Raw genomic sequence first — 11,602 nt, forward strand, 5'->3', positions numbered from 1 at the left:
CTGATATCAATTAAGCGCTGTCTATACTGGGTTATACAATCATTGACTGTTTGTAATTCAAATTCATTTAGGGCTTCACCTTTTACAAACTTGTGAGTTAACAACGTGCCTTTAAAGCCTTTATGCCATTGAATCAGCACCTCTTTATCTGTCCAAAGCTTCGCCTTACCCGCATCAACTTTTAACACCACATGTAGATGATTGCTCATCACGGCATAAGCACAAATATCAATCGCAAAAATGGTCGCTAATTCTACAATACGTGAATCAACCCACGCTCGGCGATGCTCAAAGTTCTCACCTGTGGATTTATCAAAACCACACAAAAACGCCTTACGTACCACACGCGAACAACAGTGGTAGTAAGGCGTATCTTCTAAACTCACGAGGGTTTGTCTTGGTCTAGCCATCTTCAAATACCGTTTAATAAGGGTAAATAAAGCCTAGTTCAGTGTTGAATATTTAACCAGTAGGAATGGGTGGCCATGTCATTTAATTTATTTTCGGGAATGGGTGGCCATGTCATTTTCGGTGGCCATGTCATTTTCCATTTTGAATGGGTGGCCATGTCATTTTAATAAAGCCTAGTTCAGTGTTGAATATTTAACCAGTTGGAATGGGTGGCCATGTCATTTAGAATATTTGACCAGTTGGAATGGGTGGCCATGTCATTTGTTTTAGCCATGTCATTTAGCCATGTCATTTAGCCATGTCATTTATCAATATCACCTGTTAATTTAAAATTCGTTTGTTGTTTAACTCAAAACAACTGACTCATTATCACACACATAATTAATAAGATAACAAAAATCTGGGTTACAATTAAATATTGGTATACACTTTATATCAATTACAGATATAAAGTGTGCACGTAATGAGTTTGTTGAAAGCGTTTTCAGATAAAATGGTTTTTGCAAAAAAACACGGTCATTCGGGCCTTTTTACAATGCATGACTTGAGCTTAATGCTTAATGTCAAGCTAGACGCCAATTTTCGCAATAGGATTTCTAGAGCATGTAAATCTGGCGTTCTTGAACGTGTAGCTAATGGAATTTATGTTTCACCCTACGCGCTACCTGACTCGACAGGAGTTTTAGAAAAGCTTGCAATGCTACTACGTTGGGATCATTTCAACTATATTTCTCTCGAATCTGAACTTAGTTACCAGGGCATCATTTCTCAAACCATGTTTAACTATTTAACTGTTATGACAACCGGTAGAAGTGCTACTTTCGAAACTATGTACGGCACTATTGAGTTTGTACACACTAAAAAGAATCTCGATAATATTCACGATTCGCTATATTACGACCATGGTAATGGGATGTTTCGCGCAAATCGCAAAAGGGCTACATCAGACTTACGTAAAGTTGGACGCAATCTTGATATGATTAACTAGAGGAATTGTTATGAGCTTTCTTGATGAATTGAAACACGCCGCTATTAAGGATAAGGTTGACTACCTTGGTCTGGAGAATGTGATTGAAAAAGAGATTCTTCATCATGATATTTTGAATGTTATGAAAGAGCATGGCTTACTCAATGATTTGACGTTCATTGGTGGCACTTGCCTTCGGTTATGCTATAACTCAAGCAGGTTGAGTGAAGACCTCGATTTTGCTGCAGGTCATGATTTTAAGCCTTCTCAGGTGGATGGATTTGAGAATGAAATAGAAGCTTATCTCAAAAGAAAGTATCAGTTGCCGGTTAGTTGCCGAAAGCCCGTAGATCCTTCAATAGAAAGTGGCTTAAACACATCTACCTGGAAAATTACAATAACAAAACACGCCTTTCGTCCCGATTTACCAAGTCAAAAAATGCATATCGACATTTGTTCAATTCCAGCTTTTGATCCGCAGCCTAGGCCGGTCCAAAACCATTACAACACTCAATCGCAGATCACTGGGCTAATGTTAAATGCCTCATCTCAAGATGAAATTCTCATCGACAAAATGATAGCTTTTGCTTACAGATCTCGACGTATAAAGCCGCGTGATGCGTGGGATATAGCTTGGTTAAAGCAGCAGCAAATCTCTCAAAATCCCGAATTACTGTTCCAGAAATTAGAAGCAAGAAAGTTAGATTTAGCTGAATTTGCTTTTAAATTAGATAAGAATGTATCCGTTTTGATGAGTAATGACGCATACAAGGTCGATTTTGATACAGAAATGAAGCGTTTTTTACCTTCTGATGTGTCAAAACGAACCCTAAGTGATGATTTATTTTGGCCGTACCTAAAGAATACAATTGATTCTGAGGTACAGACCTCAAGGCGAATAATTGAAGGTCAATCAGTACCAACCACATTTAAAATGTAAGTTAACAAGCCAGTGGGATTAGATAGAGTTTTTTAAAGGATTGAATGAGTTTTCTAATTCTGGGACGCAACTAATACAAATTAATAACGTTTGTTTTTAATGGCTAGTGTTACGCTAGCCATTATTCACTTTTGATGACTATCTAATCGATCGTATGGGCGCAGCACTAACAGGTCAGTCCATTATAGAGTGGTTGTTCTAAATGATTTCTTGTCCAAAAGTGAGTTTGAAAGTGATCAAACTTTATTATTAAAAAATAACTTTCATGCTCAGATAAATGATCAAACTATTGCCTTATCACCTTTCAAGATAACGCTAATTTTTTATCAATCTTTATTATGGTCACACAGTTAACGCAACTGAGTGAAACATTAATACAGGTATATAATCAGCCATTTGGATGTGAATGGTATACTGTTGATAAGCGACATTGATTTGGCATTTTATGAATATTGAACACTTAAAGTTATTTGTCCGTGTGGCCGCGACTCATAATATTAGCTTAGCTGGCCAAGAGTTAGGCTTATCACCTGCGGTTGCCAGTGCGCATATTAATAAGCTTGAAGATAATTTAGGGGTGCGCTTAGTACACCGAACTACCCGTAAAGTGTCGCTAACTGAAGAGGGCGAATCATTTTTGCCTCATGCAGTTGAAGTGCTTTGTAGTGTTGAGGCGGCGCGCGGCGCAGTGGGGGCTGGCGATTCAATCCCAACAGGCACCTTACGTATTGCTGCTCCTGCCTCTTTTGGTCGTATGCATATCACACCCGCTTTAAAGGGGTTCTTGCAACAATACCCGCAATTAAAAGCGGATTTTCGCTATTCAGATGCCATTATCGACTTAGTTGAAGGGGGATTTGATGTCGCTATTCGTGACGCGCAGCTAAAAGATTCGACCCTTGTTGCGCGTAAATTAGCGCCAGATAAACGCATTATATGTGCTGCGCCAAGTTATTTAGCTGAGTTTGGTGAACCTAAAACCCCACAAGATTTAGTTAATCATCAATGTATTAACTTAATGGGAATTGAAACTTGGAGTTTTGATACCCCGCAAGGCATGGTCAGCATTAAAACCAGTGGCAGCTTTAGAACCGATAACGGTGATGCTGTGCGCGATGCCACCATTGATGGCTTGGGGATTTCGCTTAATTCCACTTGGAATGCCTATCAAGCATTAGCGTCGGGTGAATTGGTGCAGGTGTTAACAGACTTTTCATTAATCAGCGAAACTGCTATTTGGGCAGTGTATCCTAGCTCGCGTTTAATTGCCCCTAAAGTGCGGGCATTTATCGATTACTTCCATGCTTATTATGGGCAACCACCTTATTGGGATAAATAACCCATAAGTTAGGCGTACCAGTTAGCGGCGCACCTTGTAAAAAGGGTTAACTCAGGGCGTGATCAACAAGGCTGCTCAGAGCAATTAATCTATTAAAAAATAAACCCCAACCATTAATACAATGATTGGGGTTTTATTATGTGTTAAATGCTACCAAGAAAAGGTTTGAATAACGTTGTCTTTTGCGCTTGGTAAGCGTTCAATTGTTTGGTTAATGCGGTTTAAAAAAGCAGTTTGCATTTGGGGTAATGCGCCTTTTTGCGGCACCATATTATTACCGTGATCGCCAAAGTAATAGGTGTCAAAGTTTAAGTTTTCAAGCAAGTATTGCTCTTCTTTTAATACTTGCAATTGCGTTGGCATAATAAACTCACCACGTTTTACTTCTTGCTCTAACACGGTCCCAGGTTGAATCGCTAACGCCATTGGCGCAATTTGCTCAGGTTGGGTGATATTCAAAATGTCGGTGGTTGCTTTAATGTGCTCCATTGAACGTTCACGTCCGCCTAAACCAAAAATAAACGATAACAATACATCAATGCCAGCTTCTTTAGCCATCGCCATGCCTTCAATGACATGTTCTGGTGTCATGCGTTTTTGAATGTTCTCAAGCACTAAGCGATCGCCAGACTCTAAGCCTGAATAAGCCATATCTAAACCGGCATCTTTAAGCTCTTTTAATTGAGCAACAGTTTTACGTCTAAAGTCATTTAAACCGCTATAAAGCGAAATTTGCTGCGCTTCTGGAAACGTTGTTTTTAACTTAGTGAGCACCTGTAATAAGTAATCTGTTCTAGCAGCCATTACATTGCCATCAATGAGGAATATTGACTCAACATAAGGGTGCATAATGCGTGCTTGCTCAATATCGTGCATAACATCGGCGATGTCGCGTACTTTAAAACGCTTGTCGTCAAACATGCTACAAAACGTACAGGTATTGATGCTGCAACCTAACGTTGTTTGGATCAGAATACTTTTAAACTCTGGCCAAGGTCGATAAACTTTACCCTCGTATCTCATGGTGCTATCTCCAGCCTTACGGGAATGTAAGGTTTTATTAATCAAAATTCCCAGAGCATTCGTGCTGTAAATAGGACTATTTGCTCCAGTAGAGACAGTGTAACAACGCTCTTTATCATTGATAATCTAGCTCGCTATGGAATCAGTTTATAGTTTTTGTTGAAAATTGGAGTGGGGTTTATATTGATTTTCGCTGTGTGGCTATCAGTGTGTGAGGTTAATGGTTTTTAGCTTATTGATTTTGTTGTAAAACAGCCAAAAAAATACCTAAACCGCAGTTTAGGTATATTGCATAACTTGATGGCTAAAGTGTCAATAACGCCACATGTTGTTTGGGTTGAATGGCGCTATTAAGTTAAATTTTCAGCCTAAAACCACGATAAAACAATCATTGCTGTCATCATTTCGTTATTTACTCATGCTGAGTTAAACAACTCGCACTTTTATTTAAGGGCATGGTTAAGCACTGAGTTAAGCACTGAGTTAAGCACTGAGTTAAGCACTGAATTAAGTGCTGAATTAAGTGCTGACTTAAATGCAGCGTTAAGTTCACCACTATGTCGAAGACTCTTCATCACTTAGTTAGCCATGCACTTCTGATTCAGCCCCTCATAAACTAGATAATTAAGCCAATAGTTGTTCTATGAGATCCACTAATTGTTGGTTCTTTTGCGGTTGTATGGCATCAGGATGTGGGGGCGCAAATGCCTGAATGTCATTGTCGTAATATTTACCATGTGCGGTGGCAAACTCATCACTGAGCGCTGCTCTAACTAAAATGTCAGCCCCAATACTTAAATCGCTGCCATGAATGCCATAAGCTTGTTTTACCATTTTGCTGCCCAGTAATGATTTAGGGTTAACTGACACCATCATCGGGCCAGTTTGCTTATAGGCTAAGCCTAATTGGGTTGTCCACATGGTCAGTGCTAATTTACTTTGCGCATAAGCGGCATTGTCTCCTAATGGATGCTTACCTGCTAATGCTGCTGAGTTTACCGGCGATTGCGCTGCTGAAGACAAGTTAACAATCCGGCCATTAGTATCAAATAATGGCAATAAAGCGGTGGTTAAACGATAAGGCGCAATGGTGTTAACCATAAAGCGAATATCTAAACCATCGTCAGTCATTGGGTTATTGTTGGCAAACACCCCAGCGTTATTAATCAAAACATCAAGATGTGCAAAGCGCTGTTTGGTTTCCACAATCATTTGTTCAACGGCAGATTTTGACGATAAATCTGCAATTAGCGTGTCGACTTTAGCTTGTGAATTGATGGGCGATAATTGGTTTTTTACCGATTCTGCTTTGACAGGGTTACGGCCATGAATAATGACATGATGGCCTTGTTCAACTAATTGCTTTGCAGTTTCAAAGCCGATGCCGTCAGTTGCACCGGTAACTAAAATAATTTTTTGCATCAATCTGTTCCTTTATTTTGGTAATGCTATCTCATTACTCACAGTCATATTGGGCTTGGCTTATAACGTTAACAGCGGAAAAAGGGGTTAAGCCCATTATTATCTTAGCGGTTATGCAATATCATCTGTTGCTTCAATTAAAGCATGATGACTGATCGAACCTTTTGTGCGTGCCTGTAAATGTGGGACATATTCAGGGTCACTCATAAAGTTTAAAGCCGCTTGCTTTGACGGCCACTCAATGATTATTCGCATAGCAGGAATGTCAGCTTGACCTTCTAGGCGCTCATGATTAGCTGTTCTTGCTAAATAGCGGCCACCATATTTAGCCATGACTTTACTGGCAGGACCAATGTAATCTGCTCCCCACCCTGAACTGGTTGGGGTGACTTCTAATACTGAATAATGCTTTGTCATGACGAGCTCCCATATTGTCATCTTTTAATCAATTACTTTGTCTTTAGTGAGGTGTATTTAATCCTAGCCGATTAAATACCATGCAACTGATTGTTGAATTATGACGTAGGTTAGCAGTGTTTAGCTAAAAGATAAGCTAGATAAATGACTAATGAGTTTTTAGATTTTGTTGATAATCGAGCTAATTTCACCCTCAATATTATATGCGTTATTAATAATGGGTGATAAATCGCATTATTATTTGTATCAGGCGCTATCATGCGCGTTTTTATTATTGACCAGCATTTATCATGAAAAAATCAATTTTTATTAGCTTGCTTCTCGCGTTCAGTTTAACAGGTTGTGGCGCTTCGCAAACCATTCACCAATTTGAGCAGAATCCTCAAAAAGTGTGTGTTGCAGTCCATAAGGATGTTCGAGAAGGAGTATTAAAGACGATAAAAAGCCAATTTGAAGCGCATAATATTCAAGTGACTACATTAGCTGCAAATTATAATTTATCTCATGGTCGTTACTCCCCATTATTGTTGAGTGATAAAACAAATAATTGCGATGCGATTGTCTTTTACACGGCAAATTGGAATTGGGATCTGGCCCTGTATATGAGCTTTGCTAACATTTGGGCGACAGATAAAACAATGACTCACAGATTAGCTGATGCGAAATATATTGGTGGCAAAGGGTTCAATTTTGGTAAATTTATTAATGCAGATGAAAAAATTAGAGAGTTGGTAGATAAAGTGTTGGTGAGCGGTTTGAAAAGCGGAACATAATCACAAAAATACTCATAAAGCAGTTTAGTCATAGTTATTATTGAAATGTAATCTATTGTTCGACTATATAAAGCAGCCTTAACATTGGGCTGCTTTTTTTGTAAAAAAAAATAGACGCATTAGTGGATTATTTATCGCTTAAGTCACTGTGAACTAGGCTGGCAGCCCAGATGAACTTAACAACTAATAACGATACTTTAAACGGAAGTTTAGCAAGCAAAAATAACACTGTGTTATAACGACAAAATAAGCTGCTGTGATAACGGTGGAGTGAATGATGAGCCATACCTCGAAACGCGCCTTTTTTATTGTTTTAGTCGTTTTTTCAGTGTGATAACTCGCCATGAAAAGTTATCCTTGATAACCGCTTCTGGTTAAAACGCCGTTAGTGCTCTCTTAATATCAAACCATCTAGTTGTAGGTTCATGTGGTATCAGCTCTTAAACAAAAAATGACACAACCGTCTTCGTATCATATCGGTCACAGTTGGTTTGGGTATTTTTACTTAACCGGCCAATATGCGCTGACGTTAACGACAAGCGGTATTGAATTCCATCGTCAGCAGGGGCGCTTTTTAGCGCGCTGTCGCCGGCCGCAATTAGCGCCTGAATCGTTAGTGTTCAGTTGGCCGCAATTGATCTCGCCACCTAAATTTGTCGCAAGCTTTTTAGGCTACCATCTCCAGTTTCAAGCTGACGGCAAACCGTATCAAATTCATTTTTTGAGTTACTTTTCTCAGCGTAAATTTAATCGCTTGGTTCATCGCTTATGGGCCAATGCCAATGAGCAAAAGCTCTGCGATTTAATTAACCGAGTCGAAACCACTATTCAATCTCGATACTTGCGTCAATCTATGCTTGATAAAATACGCCCAAGAATGATGCGTGAACAGCGGCGCTGGTTTCCTTGGTGTCAGGATGTGGAATTGTCGCCTAATTTGCAAATAGCGCTAAAAAAGTTAACCCAATATTGTCATTGGAATACTCGCGACATCGACCAAATTAGAGAGTCTTATATTCAATCTCAATTGCGTCGCTTTAGTGATTTTTTTGAACAAGTTGAATCGAACCCACTAACGGAAAAGCAGCGCCGAGCCTGCGTGATTGATGAAGACAATAATTTATTACTGGCAGGTGCTGGAACCGGTAAAACAAGTGTGATGGTTGGCCGTGCAGGGTATTTGGTTAAAAGCGGCCAAGCCCAAGCGGAGGACATTTTATTACTGGCTTATGGACGAAAAGCCGCCAATGAAATGGATGTCCGCATTAAGCAAAAGCTAGCGACTGACGCCATTAAAACCAGTACCTTTCATAGCTTAGGATTAAAGATTATTGCTGAGGTTGAAGGCAAAAAGCCTAGCTTGTCGCCTTGGGTTGATGATGAAAAAACTAAAAATAAATGGGTACAAAACACCTTAGATGCTCTGCTTGAAGACGGCAGTTATCGAAAGCAACTTTTTGAATACGTTAGCCAATATTATTACGTCGAAAAAAGCCCATTTGAATTTGAGTATGAAGGGGAATATTTTCAATATTTAAACGACAATGATATCCGCAGCCTTAAAGGTGAACGAGTTAAAAGCTTTGGTGAACTTTATATTGCCAATTGGTTTTTTTGTCATGGTATTGAGTATCAGTATGAAGCTAAATATCAGCATGAGGTAAACAGTGTTGAGTTTCGTCAATATCAGCCAGATTTCTATCTACCAGAATACGATATTTATATCGAATACTATGGCACTGACGACGATAATAGCACTGCGCCATACATCGACAATCAGCAATATTTAGCCTCAATTGAATGGAAGCGTGAATTACATAAAAGCCACCAAACAGTGTGTCTTGAGTTTTTTTATCATCAACATAAAAAAGGGCAACTAATTGATAAGTTAGCTCAGGCAATGTCATTGCAGCATATTGAGCCTAAGCCACTACCCGATGAAGCCATTTTAGCCACCTTGAATGAACTTGGCAGGGTGACAGAATTAGCCAAATTGTTTAGCCAGTTAATTGGGTTATATAAATCCGCTTGTTTAGATAATGCCGGCTTGGAAAACATATTTGTAAACGCGCCAGAGAGCAAGCAAACCCGTAAGGCATTTGAGCTGTTAGAGCCAATATTACAGCGTTATCAACAACAGTTAGTTGCCGCAGGTGATATTGATTTTGAAGACATGATTAGCAAGGCAATAGCTTATGTGCAACAAGGACAGTTTATTAGCCCTTGGCGCTATATTATGGTGGACGAGTTTCAAGATATATCCGAACCAAGAGCGCGGTTAGTAAAGGCGCTGACCGATACCGCGACTTCTGTTGTCGGTGCTCGTACTTCTCGCTCAAATGCATCGTTATTTTGCGTCGGCGATGACTGGCAAGCCATTTATCGCTTCAGCGGGGCTGATGTCCGTTTAACCACGCAATTTACCCACTACTTTGGCCCAACCGCAACAACCTCTTTAGATCAGACATTTCGCTTTAACAGCAGCATTGGTGATGTGGCCACCCAGTTTGTGACTAAAAACCCTGTGCAGCTTAAAAAAGATATTCGCAGTGTATCTCAAGTGGCATATCCGGCAGTGTCATTAATTCGCCGAGGCAACCACCAACAAGCCACTGATGCTGCCCCCAGCGCGAATGCCTTAGAGCAAGCCTTAGCGGCAATTAGTCAACGGGTAAGCGATAATATAGATAAACTAAAAACGAAGCCAACAGTGTATTTGCTAGGTCGATTTTGGTTTCAACTACCGGACAAAAATGGCTTATATCAACTAAATAAACAGTTTCAAAATTTACATATTGAATGTCAGTCTTTTCACGCCTCAAAAGGTAAAGAAGCTGACTACGTAGTGATTATGGGAATGAAAACCGGCGCACATGGTTTTCCGTCGCAAAAAATTACCCCGCCAATATTAGATGCCTTTTTACCCCAAGTTGAGGCATTTGAATTTGCTGAAGAGCGGCGTTTATTTTATGTGGCATTAACCCGTGCTAAACACCGTGTATATATAGTGGCTGATATGACCGATGCGAGCCCGTTTGTCATCGAACTAATAAAAGAAAACTATGCCATTGAGCAACATGAATTTAGCACTTCGTTAATCCAAAAAATATTTGCAGATATTCATTGCCAGCGTTGTAAAACAGGAACGTTGAGGCCAAGGACAGGCAAGGTTAAGACATTTTATTCCTGTTCACATTTTCCGCTATGCGACCATAAGGAACAAGGGTGTAGTGAATGCGGCAGCCCAATGACGCGCAATCGTTTTAATGGTTTTAACGTGTGCCTGAATGATGCTTGTGGCCATACTGCGCCATTATGCCGTATTTGCGGTGGTGATATGGTGCTCAGAAAAAGTGCTCGCGGTGAGTTTTGGGGGTGTCAAAATTATCGCGGAAACACCGCTTCTAGCTGCAAGCACGCTATCGATAAGTCAACAGTTGTTATGCCAAGTTAATGGTAGAGGCAGCAAGGCGTTATTTAATTTGTTGCTTTGCCTTGTTATCAATGGAAAAGGCGATTAAACATGAGGTTTATTGAGGGGGAAATGGTAGAGGGGGTTAGTCATCACTGGCTAGAAAAACACGCGGCACTCGACATGTGGTGTGAATGGCTAGAGCAACACATGAACCCTAGAGATAATGTAGTATTGCTTAACCCATTCAAAGGTCACTAATTAAAATGGTTTAAGCCTTTATTGCTTTCAATTGAGCACAAATGCTTTAACGCCTTTAGCGTGTAATCAGCATTTACCTGTTGTAGCGTGTAAATTGATAGAAGTGCCAGATTAAGTGGCCAGTATGATGAAAGGGCAAGATATGAAAGTGACTACCTCAAAGCAATTAAGTAACTGTTTAAAAGATACACGTTTGTCGATGCAGCTTTCACAGGGGAAAGTGGCAAGCAAAGTCGGTATTCGACAAGATACGGTGTCAAAGTTTGAGCAGAACCCAGACTCAACAAAACTAGCGACCTTATTTAAATTGCTTTCGTCACTCAACCTCGAAATTGAACTGAAGCCAAGGGGATCGGAGTATGATTCAGCGAGTGTGTAACCCTCCCTTAAAATTAGAATGTGTTATATAGCAGTTAAGTTTTATCGTAATCCTTGTTTAAAATATGCTCGATATAAGGGATGGTTATAGTGGGTTTAATTGTGGGGTCAAAATGTAAAACGGGCTTTCCATTGCTGGAAAGCCCGTTTCAATACAACAGCTTAAGAATTTCTTCTTAGTTCATGCCGTATCAGTTAATTCATTGTTTTGTGATCTTTTTAGATGTTCCGTGATTCTTATCTAGCCCTTTATATATAA

At 39.8% G+C, this 11,602-nt stretch carries 11 protein-coding genes and 1 pseudogene; 7 read left to right on the top strand and 5 right to left on the bottom strand.

Annotated features, from left to right (window positions below):
• A pseudogene (locus G3R48_RS05795) lies at positions 1–410 on the bottom strand (transposase); the annotation flags it as partial.
• A 464-nt stretch (positions 411–874) separates the two neighbouring features.
• Between G3R48_RS05795 and abiEi the strand changes: the two are divergent.
• From abiEi to G3R48_RS05810, 3 genes are all read left to right on the top strand, one after another.
• Positions 875–1,399 carry a type IV toxin-antitoxin system AbiEi family antitoxin gene (gene abiEi / locus G3R48_RS05800; protein WP_153662007.1) on the top strand — a complete coding sequence of 175 codons (525 nt, stop codon included), beginning with the start codon at positions 875–877 and terminating at the stop codon, positions 1,397–1,399.
• 10 nt (positions 1,400–1,409) lie between these two features.
• Positions 1,410–2,318 (top strand): nucleotidyl transferase AbiEii/AbiGii toxin family protein, encoded by a 909-nt coding sequence (locus G3R48_RS05805; RefSeq protein ID WP_153662005.1) that lies wholly within the window; start codon positions 1,410–1,412, stop codon positions 2,316–2,318.
• A 445-nt stretch (positions 2,319–2,763) separates the two neighbouring features.
• On the top strand, positions 2,764–3,657 hold the full coding sequence (locus G3R48_RS05810; protein ID WP_153662003.1) for a LysR family transcriptional regulator: 894 nt from the start codon (positions 2,764–2,766) through the stop codon (positions 3,655–3,657).
• Between the two features lie 150 nt (positions 3,658–3,807).
• Here G3R48_RS05810 and G3R48_RS05815 read toward each other — a convergent pair whose 3' ends face one another.
• The 4 genes from G3R48_RS05815 to G3R48_RS05825 all read right to left on the bottom strand — a co-directional run bounded on the left by G3R48_RS05815 (position 3,808) and on the right by G3R48_RS05825 (position 6,519).
• On the bottom strand, positions 3,808–4,680 hold the full coding sequence (locus tag G3R48_RS05815; protein ID WP_153662001.1) for a radical SAM protein: 873 nt from the start codon (positions 4,678–4,680) through the stop codon (positions 3,808–3,810).
• A gap of 443 nt (positions 4,681–5,123) precedes the next feature.
• Complete coding sequence (locus tag G3R48_RS17325) at positions 5,124–5,255, bottom strand: hypothetical protein (protein ID WP_267253680.1); 132 nt, start codon at positions 5,253–5,255, stop codon at positions 5,124–5,126.
• Between the two features lie 49 nt (positions 5,256–5,304).
• Positions 5,305–6,102 carry an SDR family NAD(P)-dependent oxidoreductase gene (locus G3R48_RS05820; protein ID WP_153661999.1) on the bottom strand — a complete coding sequence of 266 codons (798 nt, stop codon included), beginning with the start codon at positions 6,100–6,102 and terminating at the stop codon, positions 5,305–5,307.
• Between the two features lie 111 nt (positions 6,103–6,213).
• The gene (locus tag G3R48_RS05825) at positions 6,214–6,519 is read right to left on the bottom strand and encodes a DUF1330 domain-containing protein (protein ID WP_153661997.1); all 306 of its coding nucleotides are present in this window, start codon (positions 6,517–6,519) and stop codon (positions 6,214–6,216) included.
• Between the two features lie 290 nt (positions 6,520–6,809).
• Here G3R48_RS05825 and G3R48_RS05830 point away from each other — a divergent pair, with 290 nt between their 5' ends.
• From G3R48_RS05830 to G3R48_RS05845, 4 genes are all read left to right on the top strand, one after another.
• A complete protein-coding gene (locus G3R48_RS05830; protein WP_153661995.1) occupies positions 6,810–7,292 on the top strand; it encodes an Sbal_3080 family lipoprotein in 483 nt (160 codons plus the stop codon).
• 451 nt (positions 7,293–7,743) lie between these two features.
• Positions 7,744–10,746: a UvrD-helicase domain-containing protein gene (locus G3R48_RS05835; RefSeq protein WP_153662156.1), complete on the top strand. Its 3,003-nt coding sequence runs from the start codon at positions 7,744–7,746 to the stop codon at positions 10,744–10,746.
• A 69-nt stretch (positions 10,747–10,815) separates the two neighbouring features.
• The gene (locus tag G3R48_RS05840; protein WP_153661993.1) at positions 10,816–10,965 is read left to right on the top strand and encodes a hypothetical protein; all 150 of its coding nucleotides are present in this window, start codon (positions 10,816–10,818) and stop codon (positions 10,963–10,965) included.
• Between the two features lie 124 nt (positions 10,966–11,089).
• A complete protein-coding gene (locus G3R48_RS05845) occupies positions 11,090–11,344 on the top strand; it encodes a helix-turn-helix domain-containing protein (protein WP_425516751.1) in 255 nt (84 codons plus the stop codon).
• Positions 11,345–11,602: the final 258 nt, after the last annotated feature.

The sequence above is a fragment of the Shewanella intestini genome, from assembly GCF_018221465.1.
Classification (GTDB): domain Bacteria; phylum Pseudomonadota; class Gammaproteobacteria; order Enterobacterales; family Shewanellaceae; genus Shewanella; species Shewanella intestini.

What these genes read in the sequence shown, in the direction of transcription:
- G3R48_RS05825 (WP_153661997.1), bottom strand. Translation starts at nt 6,519, where the DNA reads ATGACAAAGCATTATTCAGTATTAGAAGTCACCCCAACCAGTTCAGGG.
- G3R48_RS05835 (WP_153662156.1), top strand. Translation starts at nt 7,744, where the DNA reads ATGACACAACCGTCTTCGTATCATATCGGTCACAGTTGGTTTGGGTAT.
- G3R48_RS05805 (WP_153662005.1), top strand. Translation starts at nt 1,410, where the DNA reads ATGAGCTTTCTTGATGAATTGAAACACGCCGCTATTAAGGATAAGGTT.
- G3R48_RS05830 (WP_153661995.1), top strand. Translation starts at nt 6,810, where the DNA reads ATGAAAAAATCAATTTTTATTAGCTTGCTTCTCGCGTTCAGTTTAACA.
- G3R48_RS05820 (WP_153661999.1), bottom strand. Translation starts at nt 6,102, where the DNA reads ATGCAAAAAATTATTTTAGTTACCGGTGCAACTGACGGCATCGGCTTT.
- abiEi (WP_153662007.1), top strand. Translation starts at nt 875, where the DNA reads ATGAGTTTGTTGAAAGCGTTTTCAGATAAAATGGTTTTTGCAAAAAAA.
- G3R48_RS05845 (WP_425516751.1), top strand. Translation starts at nt 11,090, where the DNA reads ATGATGAAAGGGCAAGATATGAAAGTGACTACCTCAAAGCAATTAAGT.
- G3R48_RS17325 (WP_267253680.1), bottom strand. Translation starts at nt 5,255, where the DNA reads ATGAAGAGTCTTCGACATAGTGGTGAACTTAACGCTGCATTTAAGTCA.
- G3R48_RS05840 (WP_153661993.1), top strand. Translation starts at nt 10,816, where the DNA reads ATGAGGTTTATTGAGGGGGAAATGGTAGAGGGGGTTAGTCATCACTGG.
- G3R48_RS05815 (WP_153662001.1), bottom strand. Translation starts at nt 4,680, where the DNA reads ATGAGATACGAGGGTAAAGTTTATCGACCTTGGCCAGAGTTTAAAAGT.
- G3R48_RS05810 (WP_153662003.1), top strand. Translation starts at nt 2,764, where the DNA reads ATGAATATTGAACACTTAAAGTTATTTGTCCGTGTGGCCGCGACTCAT.